Below are 14,752 nucleotides of genomic sequence, written 5' to 3'. Positions count from 1 at the left end.
CGCTCAAAAATAAGATTTTTACTTCAATATCATAATTTTTTGTTTTTGATCTGTTAAATTTTAAACAAAAAGGGCCTGATTTACAGTATTTTGTTTTTTCAACCTTAAATTTTTTCTATTTTTGCTAAACCCAAATTTGTTATTAACCTAAAGAAATTCAATGATTTACAAAATTTATCCACTGCTAGTGTTTTTGTTATTATCTTTTGGTAAAGATTCAAAAAGCACTCCCGAAACTAAAAAAGTAGCAACTAAAAGTATCGCTAGAGTTGAAAAACTTACAGTCGAAGCTAAAATTGAAGGTGTGTATCACGCTTTGAATCCTAACAATTATCAGTTGCCTGAACTTAAAACTTTCTCAGAAGCCTTAAAAGGATTTTATCTGTTGAAGGAAAAAGGTGTTATTCAAAAAGATATCCTGACATTGATTGATTTCAGTTTGTCATCAAATACCAAACGTCTTTGGGTAATTGATTTGGCTACAAACACTGTTTTGTTCCAATCTTTGGTTGCTCACGGTAGAAATACTGGTGAAGAATATGCATCGGCTTTTTCAAATAATAATTCCTCTTTTAAAAGTAGTCTTGGTTTTTATGCTACAGGCGAAATTTATCAGGGAAAACACGGGGCTTCATTGCGTTTAGATGGTTTAGAAAGAGGTTATAACAATAATGCCCGCGAAAGGGGAGTTGTTGTGCACGGAGCAGATTATGTTTCTGAATCTTTTATCAGAAATCATAAAAGACTAGGCAGAAGCCAGGGTTGTCCTGCGTTACCAGTCGAATTGACCGGAAAAATAATTCAGATTATTAAAGATAAATCGTGTTTGTACATCTACCATCCTTCCAGAGGTTTTGCGATGGAAGAAAAGCTAATCTCTTAACTTAGCATACAAATCCGAATCTAAATTATAAATATCAGCTCTGAAAATGAGCTGATTTTTTTTGCTCCAGGCCGTCCAGTACCATTGATATAAAGCATACTTTTTTGTTATCCTAATGTTGATTGTGGTTTCGGTTTCAATAATCGAATCGATCTTTTCTTTCGGCCAATTAGTCGAAATACTATCATTCAAAATATGTTCCGCAAGCTCTAACGGATTTTCAATACGAACACAACCGGAACTTAACGAACGATTATTTCTTCCAAATATATTACGATGATTGGTATCGTGAAGATATACGCTATGGTGATTTGGGAATAGTATTTTCATTAATCCTAACGAATTATTATATCCCGGACTTTGTACGTATTTATAATTACCAGGTTTGTTTTCATTCCACTTACTCGGATCAACTTCATGGCCCATAGTATCATATATAGTAATGTTTTTATTTTTTAAGTAATTACGATTGCGTTTCATGGCCGGAACCACATCTTCTTTTAAAATAGTTGGCGGAACGGTCCACGTGGGGTTAAAAACCACTGTTTTTAATACCGAAGTGATAATGGGGGTTTTTCTCTTAATTGTTCCAACGACAATATTACGTACTAATGTCGTGTCCTGACTTTCGACAACATTCAGACTGTAATTCGGAATATTGATAATGAAATAGTTCTCGGTAAAATCATTGTTATACCAGCGCCAACGTTCTAAATTAGCAATAATTTGTTGCTTTCTTTTTTCTTTCGAATAATTAAGGGCACTTATTGTTCCTTTTCCAATTATACCATCAGCTGCTAAGCCGTGTCTCTCCTGAAATCTTTTTATTGATTCAAACGTCTTTTTATTGTAGATACTGCTTATACTATCTTTCCCAGACATATCTCCCCAAAACAAAAGTCTTTTTTTGATATTGATTAAAGCAACATTGGTATCATTTAATGATATTTTCTTTGTCAAAGAGTCAACTGTAATCATTCCGATATCGTCCTCCGGATAAGTATTAATAATTTCAAGTGCTTTTAAAAGCTCTCTGTAAGTTTCTGATTTTGGTTGGATATTTTCAACAATGCTGTCTAATTTGTTTTTGTTAAATGCTTTTATCAGAACACTATTAACGTCCAGGTTTTTGTCTGTGAGATCCCAATCTGTATACAATTTTTTTGGATCTAGTTTGCCTTTGTGTAAATGATTCAGATACAATTCAAAATTATAAGTGAGCAAAATGTCATAAGTTGCTAGTTCCTTATCATTAAGTTTGCTGATTCTTTTTTCGTATTTTTCAAGCGTTGAAGATTTATAATCATCCGGATTCAAACCTAATTTTTCACAATTTTTTATTTGCGACAAAACATAAGTTCTTTTTTTGAGATTTCCCCATACGGTTTTATTATTGGAGGAATTGTAAAATTCCTGAAGCGTTTTGCTTTTAAAAATTCCAATAAGGGTAGTATCGATAGAAACTGTTCTTTCATCTGTAAGTATGATTGCAGGAGGTGGCGTTGCTTTTTTTACAGGGATAACTTTTGGTTCCTCTTTTTTGCAACAAACAAAAATAGATAAGATGATAAGAAAGTAAATATTCCTCATTTTGTATTTTTTATACATCAAATAGTGTTTGCTAACATCTTTCATATCAAATGGTTTAATCTAGGGCTTGTATTAAAATTTAAGCTGATCTTTATTTTGGCGTGTTTCTAAAATGGCTATTTCTCAGATTTGCGTTTGATTTTGCATCGCAAATATAGGCTTGCTCTTAATAAATTATGAAATAATTCTTGTTAATTTTTTACTTTTATAAATGGCAAAATTATGTATTGTTCTTAATCATCACCTTCGAAGGTACAACTTTCTGCAGGTTTTTCTTTTCTGAGAACCGGTTGACGAACACTATAAGTTTCTTTTGAAGCTATTTCTTTAATTTGAATCATAATTTATGAAAAATAATTTAGTGTATAACTTTTTAGTTTTAAATAGGTTATAGGAAATTGTTGTTTTTTATTCATTTTTTTTGAAAAAAAGCTTGTTTTGAACTGAACTTATTTTTTATATTTGCACCAGTAATGCGAAAGTAGCTCAGTTGGTAGAGCTCCAGCCTTCCAAGCTGGTTGTCGCGAGTTCGAGCCTCGTCTTTCGCTCTAAAAAACCGGAACTTCAGTGTTTCGGTTTTTTTATCAAAGTTAAATAATTATTGATTTTTATTTTTTTAAATGATTTAATTATTTATATTTGCACCCTGTTAATGCGAAAGTAGCTCAGTTGGTAGAGCTCCAGCCTTCCAAGCTGGTTGTCGCGAGTTCGAGCCTCGTCTTTCGCTCTTCAAAATCCTCAAACAATTTGTTTGGGGATTTTTGCTTTTATATGGTTCTGTAAACTCCAATATTTTTAAATGGGTCAATACGAAAAGCTGTGGAGAGAAAAAAAAATTACCACAGAGAACACAGCGTTTTTTAAAATATTCTAAATTTAGTAAAAACACAAAGTTCACAAAGCTTTGCGGACTTAGATTGTGTAAATACAACTTAAAAATTAGTGAACTCTGCGAAAAATCTTTGTGTTCTCTGTGTTAGAAAATAATTAAGATGTATGAAATTTTCAATGTTTCCCAAAAACATCTAGCGTTGATTCTAAAAGATCCTGCATTTCTATTTGATTTTAAAAACATAAAATCAGCATTTTAATATTTCTCCACAACAATCTGTATTGATCCTTTTAAATTGCAAATTCCAAGTTTAAAACAAATGAATGTAAATATTTGGCATTTGGAATTTAAAAATTAGGAATTTTTATTTTAAATCGCTCAAATCACTTTCTGTTTCTAATTCTATTGGATTTTGGTTTTGTTTGAACAAACGTGCGGTTAAACTTCCTTTCAAAATGATCTTATTGCCTTTTACTTCAAGCCAGCTTCCTTCTCTCAAGCCTAAGACTGGAATTGAATTAAAAGCGTGAAATTCTTTAATTCTGGTTTCGCGTGTCTCCCCCATATGTTTCGATTGTAAGTCAGGATCTAAATAATGTGGATTCAAATTAAAAGGAATTAATCCTAAAGTTTGAAAACTTGGTGGATATACAATGGGCATATCATTAGTTGTTTGCATTGATAAACCGCAAATATTACTTCCTGCACTGGTTCCTAAATAAGGTGTTCCGTTTTTTACAGTTTCAGAAAGAAGCTGCATAATATTGTGTTTATATAGTTGAGTGACCAATAAAAAAGTATTTCCTCCGCCAGTAAATATTCCTTCTGCATTTTTTATTGCTTCGGCAGGATTTTCAAATTCATGAATTCCTTTTACTGAAATGTTAATCGTTGCAAATGCTTGTGCTGCTTTTTCAGTATACTCGTTATGTGAAATTCCGCCGGGACGTGCGAAAGGAATAAATAAGATGCTTTTGCAATTTTTAAAATGTACTTGTAAAGTATGTAATAAATATTCTAAATAACTGCCTTCGTGAAGGGTAGAGGTGCTGGCAATGATAATGCTTTTCATAAAGTTTGTACTCAAATTGTTTAGGTTAAAGATATTAAAAACTCCTTTTTGGGGCTAGAAAAACAGCGTTTAATTAACATATTTTTACCAAGCCGTTAATACTAATTTTGGAACACATTAAGATATTTTTACATTTTTAACGGTAATTATAATTTTTTCATTTTGATCAACAAAGTTTTATGCGTTTTGGTTGTTGTTTTGAGTCAGGCTGGCTGGTCTCAAGATCAGGATCGTGCTACTGTAAATGGTAAAATCGTTTCGAATACAAATGATTTAGAAGGTGTTTATGTAGTAAATGCGCAAACTGAGGTTATGGTGACAACTAGTGCTGATGGATCTTTTTCGATAATGGCCAAACCGGGTGATACGCTTGTCTTCTCTTCTATTCAGTTCAAGGAAAGTCGGGTTTTATTAACCAGTGCAAACTTTACAGATCTTAATTTTACTGTGAAACTAAGTTTGGTAATGCATCAATTACAAGAAGTAATTGTAAGACGCTACGATAATATTAATGCCAGAGATTTAGGAATTGTTGCTTCAAATCAAAAAACATATACAGAAGCTGAAAGAAAATTACGGACTGCTACAGACTTAGATGCTCATGTCGGATTAGGTGGTTCCATTTCTTTAGATCCTATATTGAATGTTTTTTCTGGACGTTCTGCAATGTTGAAGAAAGAAGTGGCTGTTGAAAAAAAGGAATTTTTCATGAAACTTTTAGAGAATATGTTTAGTCTGGATCATTTTGTGAACCGATTGAAAATTCCGAACGAGTACGTGAAGGGATTTGAGTATTATGCCGTGGAAAATGATAAGTTTACGGTCATTTTAAATTCTAAAAATAAAACTTCGACAGAATTCTTATTAGCTGAATTGGCAGTTAAATACAAGGAAATATTGGCTAATGAGAACAAATAATATTTTAGTAATTCTATTTTTAATGATTGTTCAAATTTCGTTTGGACAAACTTCGGGTGCCAAAGAAATTCTTGGGCAGGTATTTGAGGAATCTTCTTCGGTTGAAGGTGTCAATATCATTAATAATAATACCCAAATTACTGCAGTTACAGATGAAAATGGTATGTTTTCTATTGTAGTGAAAGAAGGGGATGTTTTGGTCTTTTCTTCTGTTAATCTGGAGCCTTTAAAACGTAGAATTACAGTAGAAGATTTGACTTCTTCTTCAGTTCAAATAAAGATGACCGCAAAACAAATCGAGTTGAAAGAGGTTGTTGTAAATGACAACGGTGGTATTACGGCTGAAAATCTCGGAATTGTGCCGCATGGTCAAAAAACATATACGCCTGCCGAAAGAAAGTTATACACTGCCAAATCTACTTCTATAGATAAGATATTAAACGGAATTTCAGGACGCAGTTCAATGTTGAAAAAAGAAGTGAAAGTAGAGAAGAAGGAAATGCTTTTCAGAAAACTGGAATATCTTTTTGATGACAATTATTATACAGAAAGATTAAGGATTTCGTTGGAAGATATTAAAGGATTTCAATTATATTGTGTAGAGGATTCTGAATTTGCCGTATCTTTGAATAGTAAAAACAAAACAATGAGTATGTTTTTAATAACTGAATTAGCCAGAAAATATCTTAAAATCCTTGAAAATGAAAAATAGCCTAAGAGTACTCGTTTTGTGCCTGTTTTGTCAAATCTCATTCGGACAAAATTCGACCAGGAAGTCATTACACGGGCAAGTGACCAATAAATCGCTTGCTATAGAAAGTGGATATGTAATGAATATAAATGCCAATGTTAGAACTTTTATTGGTTCTGGCGGATTGTTTGATATTATGGCAAAGCCAAAAGACACTTTGCTATTTACCGGAATGGCATTTCAGTCTAAAAAGATTGTTTTGACAGAAAGTGATTGTGCTCAAATTCTGTTTACAATTCCTTTGGATTTAGTAAATAATCAGCTTAAAGAAGTTTTGGTTCATAAAGATTTACAAGATAAAACACTTGCAGGTAGTTCTCAGAAGATAGTAGATATGCAGTTTGAAGATGATCAGCAATCTACAGCAAAAAATACCGTAATGTACTCTGATCAGACAATTAAATACGGAACTGATTTTGTTCGAATATTTAAGGATGTTAAGAAGCTTTTGCGTAAAAATGATGACGTTCAGGAAGAAGTTATAAGCGATATAGCTTTCACTGCCTATGCAAAAGATAATTTTACTCCTGATTTTTTTAACAAAACATTGAATTTAAAAGATGATGAAATAGAATTGTTTTTAATGTACTGCTCCAATGATCCTGAATCAAAGCGATATTTAAAACCAGACGATAAGTTTCAGTTAATCGATTTTATGATTAATAAGAATAAAGATTTTAAGAATATTACTGTTTCCAAAAATGAAAAATAAAGTACTCTACCCCTTAATTGGGGTATTATTTTTATCGTTATCCTCATTTGCTTTTCATAAATTTTATATGGGTGTTTTTCAGGTGAATTATGCAGCCGAAAAGAAGATGATTCAGGTTACATCCCGCATTTTTATTGACGATTTGAATAACGGAATGGAGAAAAAATACCATAAAAAAACCTTCATCGGAACAGAAAAGGAAACACCGGAAGATTTAGAATTATTCAAGAAATATCTTTCGGAAAATTTTATAATAAAAGTAAATGGTCAGTCAAAACCAATTACTTTTTTGTCAAAAGAAATTGAGGCTGGTGATGTATTGGTTTGTTATTCGCGAATTAAGGATGTTGAAAAATTTAAGACACTTGAGATTTTAAACAGCATTTTAGTAGATTGGAATGCTGAGCAGCAAAACATTACACATATTTCAGCATTTGGCACTAAAAAGAGTGTGCTATTTACGGAATCTTCAAGGAAAGAAGTGTTAAAGTATTAATGAATATGTAAAATTATCATTTTAATTGTTATTTTCACACCCTGATAAAATTACCTATTACATTTTATGAAAAAACTTTCATTATTATTAATTTTTCCGGCCTTATTAATGGCTCAGGAAAAAAATACCACAGTTGCCCCAAAACAACAAGGTAAGTACGATACCAACAAATTCAGTCAAATGTATGATTTGCTGGCAACACCAAACATGTTTCGTACGGCTTCAGGAGCGCCAGGTCCTGCATATTACCAACAACAGGCAGATTATAAGATTGATATCGAATTGGATGATAAAAATTCAAAATTAACAGGTTCTGAGGTTATTACGTATTCAAATAATTCTCCGGATAGTTTAGAATATTTATGGATTCAGTTGGATCAGAATCAAGCTAAAGCCAATACTCAGTCACCTTTAGCTGAAAGCGAAAAAATCAATCAGGTATTAGCATTAGATGGTTTTTCTAATAAATATCTGAAAAAAGATTTGGAGCGTGGTTTCAACATTGAGCAGGTAAAAGATGCAAAAGGAAATCCAATGTCATATACGATCAACGAAACGATGATGCGTATTAATTTGGCTACTCCTTTAAAACCGGGTGAAAAAATTGCTTTGGCTATAAAATGGTGGTATAACATCAATAATTATAGAAAAGAAGGCGGACGTTCTGGTTATGAATTATTCGAAAAAGATGGTAATAAATTATATGTAATTGCTCAATTCTACCCAAGAATGGCAGTTTACAACGATGTTGAAGGATGGCAAAATATGCAATTCTGGGGAAGTGGAGAGTTTGCTCTTCCTTTTGGAAATTTCGATGTAAACATTACAGTTCCTGCAGATCACGTTATTGATGCAACAGGAGAACTAACAAACAGAAGCGAAGTTTTTACTGCAGAACAGGTAAAACGTTACGAACAAGCTCAAAAATCATTCGATAAACCTGTTGTAATTGTTACACAGGCTGAGGCTGAAGCAGCAGAAAAAGGTTTCTCTGAAAAGAAAAAAACATGGAAATTTAGCGCTAAAAACGTACGTGATTTTGGTATAGCTTCTTCAAGAAAATTCATTTACGATGCAATGGCTGTAAAATTGGGTGGTAAAATTGTTATGGCAGAGTCTGTTTATCCTAAAGAAGCAAATCCGCTTTGGGGAGAAACATCTACAATGACAGTTGCTCACACATTAAAAAGTTATTCTTCTCATACTTTTGATTATCCTTATCCAAAAGCAGTTTCAGTTTCTGCTGAAGATCAGGGAATGGAATACCCAATGATTTGTTGGAATTTTGGCCGTCCTGATGAAAATGGCGTTACTAGCGAACAAGTTAAAAACGGAATGATTGGTGTTGTAATTCACGAAGTGGGGCACACTTTCTTCCCGATGATCGTAAACTCTGATGAACGTCAATGGACCTGGATGGATGAAGGTTTAAATTCATTTTTAGAATATTTGGCAGAACAGGAATTAGATACAAATTTCCCATCAAGACGTGGACCTGCAAAAAATATCGTTCCTTACATGAGTGGAGATCAAAAGTTTTTAGAGCCAATTATGTCTAACTCTGAAACAATAGCACAATTTGGAAATAATGCTTACGGAAAACCAGCTACAGGTCTTAATATCTTAAGAGAAGTGGTTATGGGAAGAGAATTATTTGATTATGCATTCAGAACTTATTCAAACAGATGGAAGTTCAAACATCCAACGCCTGAAGATTTCTTCAGAACAATGGAAGATGCTTCTGCAGTAGATTTAGATTGGTTTTTCAGAGGATGGTTTTATTCAACGGATTTTGTAGATATCGGAATTAAAGAAGTAAAACAATATTATGTTTCTGATACTCCAACAGCTGATTTAAAAGATGTGAAGGTTAGAAAAGGACGTTTTGGATTAGATAAAGGCCCATTCGTTTATTTAGTTGCAAGTGATAATGCAGAAGTTAATGCTTCAAAGAAAAAAGCTTTGAAAGTAGATGACGTTAAATTATTGGCAGATTATGTAAATCAAACTTTTTCGGCTGAAGAAAAAGCAGGTTTAAAATCTCCTAAATATTTCTATGAAGTAGAGTTTAACAAGCCAGGCGGAATGATTATGCCAATTTTAGTTGAGATTACTTATGAAGATGGTACAAAACAAAACTTCCAGTATCCTGCTCAAATCTGGAGAAAAAACAATGATACAGCTAAGAAAGTTTACGCAACTGAAAAAGCAATCAAAAGCATACAGATAGATCCAAAATTGATGACAGCTGACATTGATGTAACCAACAACTCTTGGCCAAAAGTAGAAGAAAAGTCAAAATTTGATTAAGAACAAAACTAAAAAGACTCTGAAAAGAGTCTTTTTTTTTAAGTAAATTTTAAAACAGTCGGCTACAAAATTTAATATCTTTGTGGCACATAAAAATATAAGATATGTTTGGTATAGGAGGAGGAGAATTAGTTTTCATACTGTTTATAGTACTTATGCTTTTTGGTTCTGACAAAGTGCCTGAAATCGCTCGTACAATGGGAAAAGCTATGGCGCAATTAAAAAACGCGACCAACGATATTAAAAGTGAAATTCAAAAAGGAGCAGAGGCTAACGGTCTTGATTCAAGAGCTCTCACAGATATCACAGGTAATATTAATGCCCAAATTAACGATGCAAAAACTAATTTGTTAGGTGATACCACTAACTTGACTGGTAATCTGTTAGGTGATACAGCTACAGAAATCGACAAAGTAAAAGAAGATATCGACACCATCTCCGGACCTGTAAAACGCCAAATGTAATATGCTTGAAAAAATACAAGAATTAGATACCAATCTCTTTGTGTATCTTAATGGATTAGGTTCTGAAACATATGATAAACTTTGGCTAATTATCACCAATCAACTGTATTGGACACCATTTTTTTTATTCCTGTTTTATCTTATTTATAAAAAGGTAGGTATAAAGCAAACCTTGTATATACTTCTTTTCATTGCGGTATTAATCGCTTTTACTGATCAGATGACTAATTTATTCAAACACACTTTCGAGCGTTTACGCCCGTGTAATAATCCCGAAATAAAGTCATTTATTCGTATTGTGCAGGTTAGAACTTCCTATAGTTTTTTCTCTGGTCATGCGGCAAATACCATGGCGGTAGCAACATTTTTATTCTTAGTACTAAGAAGTAAATTCAAGTATTTGGGATTTTTGTTTTTATGGCCATTAATCTTCGCCTACAGCCGAATTTATTTAGGATTGCATTATCCTGTAGATATTCTTACCGGATATTTCTTCGGAGCACTTTTCGGATCTTTGATATATTTAGTATATCGAAAATTAAAACCACAATATTTTCCGGGATAATTTTCAGGAGCTGTTTCCGGCTGTCCGCTATATCTTTTCCTGGCTAAAGGAGCCAGAAAAAGGATACCGCTTCCATCCGGGCTAGGGGACTCATTTTCAAAAGAAAGTTTAGACTTTAAGAATTGTTTTCTCGCTCCATTCTAATCCATCTGGAAGAATTTGGTTGCTAAATTCAATATGAATAACTCTTCGTCTTTCGTTATTAGTAGTTTTGTTCGAAGCGTGAAAAAGTAAAGGTTTCATAATCATAATTCCACCTTTTTCCACTTCGCAAATAGTTTCTTTTGCGATTTCAATTTCCAGGTTTTCAACTCTGAAAATTCCTTTTGAATGTGAATCATTTATCACTTTTAAAGCGCCGTTATCTTTGGTTGTGTTATCAAGATGGATTCTGATAGTAAAATTATTTTCCAGAATTTCTTTTGGAGGCTGAACCGCAAATTGATTTTGTTTTATAGTCCAATTTTCGAAGTTTTCGATTTCAATTTTTTTATCAACCGAAATTGTTAAATCCTGATGATAAGCGACAAACCAATTTGATTTTTCCGGTTTGTCAAAATAGATCGATTTCGTTATGAAGTAATCTTCTCCAAAATTCGATGCAATAATATTTTTTAAATTTTGATTGAAGATATGAGGTAAGGTTTCAGGTATTTCTTTGTGAAATTGTCTGATAGCAAATAAATCCTGAGATTTTCTAAAAGTAGCTGTATCCACTCTGTTTTCTGTATTATTCTCAATCAACGAAATCAATTTTTCGATTTCACTTTCAGTATAAACAGTATTTATAATTGTAAAACCTTCAGTGTTTATTTCGTTTAGAGAATTCATTTTCAAATCAAATTTTATATAATTACAGATTTTCAAAAAAAAATTTTAGAACCTTAGTGCCTCAGTATCTTAGAACCTTATTTTTAAAGAATGCGACTAACAGTCAATCCATCACGAATGGGCAACAAAACCGTTTCCACTCGCGGATCATTTTTTAAAAGTAAATTATATTCTAAAAGTACTTTCGTACTAACATCATTCGGATGAACTGGTTCAAGGATTTTTCCACTCCACAAAACATTATCAGATAAAATAATTCCGCCTTTATTCATCTTCGGAACAATCATTTCCCAATAATTCAGGTAGTTTTCTTTATCGGCATCAATAAAAACCAGATCAAACTTTACATCCAAAGTCGGAATAATAGCAATTGCTTCTCCTAAATGCTGAAAAATTTGTTTCCCCCAAGGAGAGGCATCAAAATATTTACGTTGAAAATCAATTAATTCCTCTTTGATATCAATAGTATGCAATTGACCTTTCTCCTGCATTCCTTCACAAAGACACAAAGCCGCATAACCCGTATAAGTTCCGATTTCAAGAATATTTACCGGACGAATCAATTTAGATAGCATGCTCAAAACACGACCCTGAAAATGTCCGCTTAACATTCTTGGTAAAAGAATTTTCTGGTACGTTTCTTTATTAAGTTTTGCTAATAATTCTGGTTCGTTTTCAGAATGTTGTTCGATATAATCTTCTAAGTCTTGTGAAATAAAATGCATCTTGTAGTATCTTCAAATTTGAGAGCAAAAATACAAAAAAAATTGGCTCGCTTTTTTGCATAAAAAAAACCATCCGCCGTAGGAGGATGGTTTTAATTTTACAAATTTAAAGAGAAACTATTTTTTCAATTCTTCATTTACTTCTTTAGCTGTTTTTACGGTTCCGTCTTTTGCAGCTTTTGCAGCAGCTTCTGCTTTTGCAGCAGCTTTTTTAGCGGCTTCTTTAACATCATCGGCTGCTTTTTGGGTAGCATCTTTAACATCTTCAGCTGCTTTTTCAGTTTTAGTAACGGCACTGTCTTTTACTTCTTCAATATCTGTTGTAAGAGAATCTACTTTGTTTCCAAGAGTTAATTCGTCTTCTGCTGGTTTAGTTTCTTTCTTGTCGCAAGATTGAACAGCGAATGCTAATAAAGCTACAACAGCCAGGCTTAAAATTTGTTTTTTCATGATTAAATTCTTTTTAAAAGTTGATAAAATATAAAGGTTATAAAGCTGAAAAAATAAAAGTACAAATTTTAAAATTAGGCGCTCTTTGTAAGATTATTTTCCTGTCAAGAGCAAGACAATTCCCGTGCCAATTTTTTTGATTTTGAAAGTTTGCTTCTAAAGTTTTTTATATTCTTTAATGAAGAAAGATACTCTATTTTTTTTTAGTTTTTGTACAAACTGAAATTGATCACAATTTCATCTTTAACTTTAATTAAACCTGCCATTTTTGTTGGAGGTTCTAACTCAATGTCAGAAAATTTTAGATTAAGAGAGCCTTGAATTTTATTATCATCAGCATACAATATAAAATCTTTATATTGGATTGTTTTATTGGTTATCAAAAAATTTAGGTTGCATTTGTAATTTTTTCCAACTGATCTGATATCTTTAATGCAAACGGTACTATTTGGGAACTGTTTTATTTTTACTGTTCCTTGTAGATCCTTTGTCATTATTTTATTTCCACAATCAAAATTCGACATCTTGATTTCAGTATTGAAAATGTTTTTTTTGATTGAATTTATGTAAACTGTATCTTTTTTAGTGAAAAAATTGGAACAGTTATACTTACCAACAGTAGAGTTTCCTGTAATTTCAATTTTGATTTTATTAATTACTAAGATAGAATCATCTGGTAAAAAAGTGGGTTTAGCACTTCCTAAGAAAAAGAAAATTACTAAACCCAAAATTAAATTTAAAAACAAACTTTTCATCTTATCAGAATGAAATAACCGCTTCGAACATTATTCCCTTAAAGCTGCCTCCGAAAAGATCATTTGGAGTTACACCATTAAATTGAGAGAAATTCTTATAATTTTGATCAACATATTCCATTTTTGCCAAAACATTTTTTGTCATAAACCAGCCAGCAGCGGCTTCAAACCTATTTATTTGGATAGCTTCTGCATTTGCATTTGAAAGTTTTCCATCAACTAAATTGTATTTCCCACCCACATAAAATCGTTCTCCTTCTCCAAAACGATATACCAAATCTCCAACATATTGATTTACTTTACGGGTGTCATCAGTGCCTTTGAAGTCGCCGCCAGAGGTAAATTCTAAAGTTCCAAAAAACTCAAGACCTTTATATTTAATAAATGGATTAACCATATAAGATGTTGCCCAGTTTCCGTATGCGGGATTAAATCTTCCAGTATCTTTATTTGCCGTTGGATCAAAGTTATTAATGACAGCTGTAATTATATTTCCTGTAGTAGGATTTATTACATTATAATCAGCATGACTCATTACGCCATAAAAACGGCTTCCTGCTCTGTCTGAAGCATATAAATTTCCACTAGAATTTGCTGTGTGATAATAAGACCCTGTAAGTCTAATTCTCAAGTCGGGATTGATTTGTTTGTCCCAACCTAATTTTGCAAGGATAGAAGGACTAATAGTGGTGTTTGCATCTGGTTTTGCAGGTGTTGTCGGAGATGGAACAATTTCGGCAACATTTTGATTTAGTTTAGAATTTGTAACTCCAATCATGCTGACAAACCCAGATCTGTTATAGTAAAGTTCAGCACCCATTTCGGTAATAAATGCGTCCATAATATTATTACCAACAAATGGATTCATAAAAGCATTTCCATTGTCTGATCTCCTAAAATGAGCATCACCATAATTATTTTCCATCTGACCAATTTTGATCGTAGTATATTGCATGAAATCGGCTAAGAAATCTTTTTTAATGAAGTCTAGTTTGTCAATTTGCAAATAGCCACCTTTTACCCAGGTTTCATTATGATGTCTTGAAGCCAGATATACATCTAAGTTTACACGCACACCATCATATAATTGGGCTCCAATGGTGAAATTGGCATTGGGTAAATTGAAATTATTTTCGAGATTATTTAATCTGTAACCCGGAGCGGTTGCTAAATCTTTTTGATCATTAAATGAGTTTAAGGCTTGAAATTGAAGAGCAAATGCAGCTCCCATATCAACACTTAAACCTTTGTAAGAGACAGTATCTTTTTTAACATCAAATTGATTGATTCCTTTTTGACTTCGTGGAATCTGGTTTTGAATGTGTCCAAAACTGACTTGTGCATTTACAGCAAACGTACTTGTTAAGGCTATAAACAGAATATAGATTTTTTTCATGG

Annotated in this window: 15 protein-coding genes and 2 tRNA genes; 10 read left to right on the top strand and 7 right to left on the bottom strand. The window is 32.5% G+C overall.

Going from position 1 to position 14,752, the window contains the following annotated elements; translation table 11 throughout:
* Positions 1-160: 160 nt before the first annotated feature.
* The gene (locus tag BUA98_RS19845) at positions 161-883 is read left to right on the top strand and encodes a murein L,D-transpeptidase catalytic domain family protein (protein ID WP_072975333.1); all 723 of its coding nucleotides are present in this window, start codon (positions 161-163) and stop codon (positions 881-883) included.
* Here BUA98_RS19845 and BUA98_RS19840 read toward each other — a convergent pair.
* Positions 872-2,473: a L,D-transpeptidase family protein gene (locus BUA98_RS19840; RefSeq protein ID WP_072975565.1), complete on the bottom strand. Its 1,602-nt coding sequence runs from the start codon at positions 2,471-2,473 to the stop codon at positions 872-874. The two genes, BUA98_RS19845 and BUA98_RS19840, sit on opposite strands and share 12 nt — an antisense overlap.
* Before the next feature lie 475 nt (positions 2,474-2,948).
* Here BUA98_RS19840 and BUA98_RS19835 point away from each other — a divergent pair.
* Both BUA98_RS19835 and BUA98_RS19830 read left to right on the top strand, forming a co-directional pair.
* Positions 2,949-3,021: transfer RNA gene (locus BUA98_RS19835), tRNA-Gly, on the top strand.
* A gap of 106 nt (positions 3,022-3,127) precedes the next feature.
* A tRNA-Gly gene (locus tag BUA98_RS19830) sits at positions 3,128-3,200 on the top strand.
* Positions 3,201-3,669: 469 nt separating this feature from the next.
* Here the strand turns inward: BUA98_RS19830 and pepE are convergent.
* The gene (pepE, locus tag BUA98_RS19825) at positions 3,670-4,377 is read right to left on the bottom strand and encodes a dipeptidase PepE (RefSeq protein WP_086065461.1); all 708 of its coding nucleotides are present in this window, start codon (positions 4,375-4,377) and stop codon (positions 3,670-3,672) included.
* Between the two features lie 162 nt (positions 4,378-4,539).
* On the opposite strand from pepE, the gene BUA98_RS19820 reads away from it, so the two are divergent.
* From BUA98_RS19820 to BUA98_RS19790, 7 genes are all read left to right on the top strand, one after another.
* Positions 4,540-5,295 carry a carboxypeptidase-like regulatory domain-containing protein gene (locus BUA98_RS19820; RefSeq protein WP_072975330.1) on the top strand — a complete coding sequence of 252 codons (756 nt, stop codon included), beginning with the start codon at positions 4,540-4,542 and terminating at the stop codon, positions 5,293-5,295.
* The gene (locus BUA98_RS19815; protein WP_072975328.1) at positions 5,282-6,007 is read left to right on the top strand and encodes a carboxypeptidase-like regulatory domain-containing protein; all 726 of its coding nucleotides are present in this window, start codon (positions 5,282-5,284) and stop codon (positions 6,005-6,007) included. The genes BUA98_RS19820 and BUA98_RS19815 overlap by 14 nt, the downstream gene beginning before the upstream one ends.
* Positions 5,997-6,758, top strand: a complete 762-nt coding sequence (locus BUA98_RS19810; RefSeq protein WP_072975326.1) for a BamP family beta-barrel-assembly machinery protein — start codon at positions 5,997-5,999, stop codon at positions 6,756-6,758. The genes BUA98_RS19815 and BUA98_RS19810 overlap by 11 nt, the downstream gene beginning before the upstream one ends.
* Positions 6,748-7,254, top strand: coding sequence for a DUF6702 family protein (locus BUA98_RS19805; protein WP_072975325.1), 507 nt, complete (start codon positions 6,748-6,750; stop codon positions 7,252-7,254). Before BUA98_RS19810 ends, BUA98_RS19805 begins: the two co-directional genes overlap by 11 nt.
* Before the next feature lie 66 nt (positions 7,255-7,320).
* Positions 7,321-9,564 carry a M1 family metallopeptidase gene (locus BUA98_RS19800; protein WP_072975323.1) on the top strand — a complete coding sequence of 748 codons (2,244 nt, stop codon included), beginning with the start codon at positions 7,321-7,323 and terminating at the stop codon, positions 9,562-9,564.
* Positions 9,565-9,668: 104 nt separating this feature from the next.
* Positions 9,669-10,028 carry a Sec-independent protein translocase subunit TatA/TatB gene (locus tag BUA98_RS19795; protein ID WP_072975322.1) on the top strand — a complete coding sequence of 120 codons (360 nt, stop codon included), beginning with the start codon at positions 9,669-9,671 and terminating at the stop codon, positions 10,026-10,028.
* Between the two features lies 1 nt (position 10,029).
* Complete coding sequence (locus tag BUA98_RS19790) at positions 10,030-10,593, top strand: phosphatase PAP2 family protein (protein WP_072975320.1); 564 nt, start codon at positions 10,030-10,032, stop codon at positions 10,591-10,593.
* 108 nt (positions 10,594-10,701) lie between these two features.
* On the opposite strand, the gene BUA98_RS19785 is transcribed toward BUA98_RS19790, so the two are convergent.
* The 5 genes from BUA98_RS19785 to BUA98_RS19765 form a co-directional block, all read right to left on the bottom strand.
* A complete protein-coding gene (locus tag BUA98_RS19785) occupies positions 10,702-11,424 on the bottom strand; it encodes a phytanoyl-CoA dioxygenase family protein (RefSeq protein WP_072975319.1) in 723 nt (240 codons plus the stop codon).
* A gap of 83 nt (positions 11,425-11,507) precedes the next feature.
* A complete protein-coding gene (locus tag BUA98_RS19780) occupies positions 11,508-12,149 on the bottom strand; it encodes an O-methyltransferase (protein WP_072975317.1) in 642 nt (213 codons plus the stop codon).
* Between the two features lie 117 nt (positions 12,150-12,266).
* Complete coding sequence (locus BUA98_RS19775) at positions 12,267-12,599, bottom strand: hypothetical protein (RefSeq protein ID WP_072975316.1); 333 nt, start codon at positions 12,597-12,599, stop codon at positions 12,267-12,269.
* Positions 12,600-12,802: 203 nt separating this feature from the next.
* On the bottom strand, positions 12,803-13,327 hold the full coding sequence (locus BUA98_RS19770) for a hypothetical protein (RefSeq protein ID WP_244279235.1): 525 nt from the start codon (positions 13,325-13,327) through the stop codon (positions 12,803-12,805).
* Between the two features lie 31 nt (positions 13,328-13,358).
* Entirely contained in the window at positions 13,359-14,750 is a 1,392-nt protein-coding gene (locus tag BUA98_RS19765) for a hypothetical protein (protein WP_072975313.1), read from the bottom strand.
* Positions 14,751-14,752: the final 2 nt, after the last annotated feature.

The sequence above is a fragment of the Flavobacterium saccharophilum genome, from assembly GCF_900142735.1.
In the GTDB taxonomy this organism is placed as follows: domain Bacteria; phylum Bacteroidota; class Bacteroidia; order Flavobacteriales; family Flavobacteriaceae; genus Flavobacterium; species Flavobacterium saccharophilum.
Note: the sequence above shows the minus strand (reverse complement) of the source record. Positions and strands in the feature narration are given on the sequence as shown.

Bases quoted from the DNA above. Each gene is read 5' to 3' on its own strand.
- BUA98_RS19845 (WP_072975333.1), top strand. From the start codon at position 161: ATGATTTACAAAATTTATCCACTGCTAGTGTTTTTGTTATTATCTTTT.
- BUA98_RS19765 (WP_072975313.1), bottom strand. From the start codon at position 14,750: ATGAAAAAAATCTATATTCTGTTTATAGCCTTAACAAGTACGTTTGCT.
- BUA98_RS19775 (WP_072975316.1), bottom strand. From the start codon at position 12,599: ATGAAAAAACAAATTTTAAGCCTGGCTGTTGTAGCTTTATTAGCATTC.
- BUA98_RS19815 (WP_072975328.1), top strand. From the start codon at position 5,282: ATGAGAACAAATAATATTTTAGTAATTCTATTTTTAATGATTGTTCAA.
- BUA98_RS19810 (WP_072975326.1), top strand. From the start codon at position 5,997: ATGAAAAATAGCCTAAGAGTACTCGTTTTGTGCCTGTTTTGTCAAATC.
- BUA98_RS19795 (WP_072975322.1), top strand. From the start codon at position 9,669: ATGTTTGGTATAGGAGGAGGAGAATTAGTTTTCATACTGTTTATAGTA.
- BUA98_RS19800 (WP_072975323.1), top strand. From the start codon at position 7,321: ATGAAAAAACTTTCATTATTATTAATTTTTCCGGCCTTATTAATGGCT.
- pepE (WP_086065461.1), bottom strand. From the start codon at position 4,377: ATGAAAAGCATTATCATTGCCAGCACCTCTACCCTTCACGAAGGCAGT.
- BUA98_RS19840 (WP_072975565.1), bottom strand. From the start codon at position 2,473: ATGAGGAATATTTACTTTCTTATCATCTTATCTATTTTTGTTTGTTGC.
- BUA98_RS19780 (WP_072975317.1), bottom strand. From the start codon at position 12,149: ATGCATTTTATTTCACAAGACTTAGAAGATTATATCGAACAACATTCT.
- BUA98_RS19790 (WP_072975320.1), top strand. From the start codon at position 10,030: ATGCTTGAAAAAATACAAGAATTAGATACCAATCTCTTTGTGTATCTT.
- BUA98_RS19805 (WP_072975325.1), top strand. From the start codon at position 6,748: ATGAAAAATAAAGTACTCTACCCCTTAATTGGGGTATTATTTTTATCG.
- BUA98_RS19785 (WP_072975319.1), bottom strand. From the start codon at position 11,424: ATGAATTCTCTAAACGAAATAAACACTGAAGGTTTTACAATTATAAAT.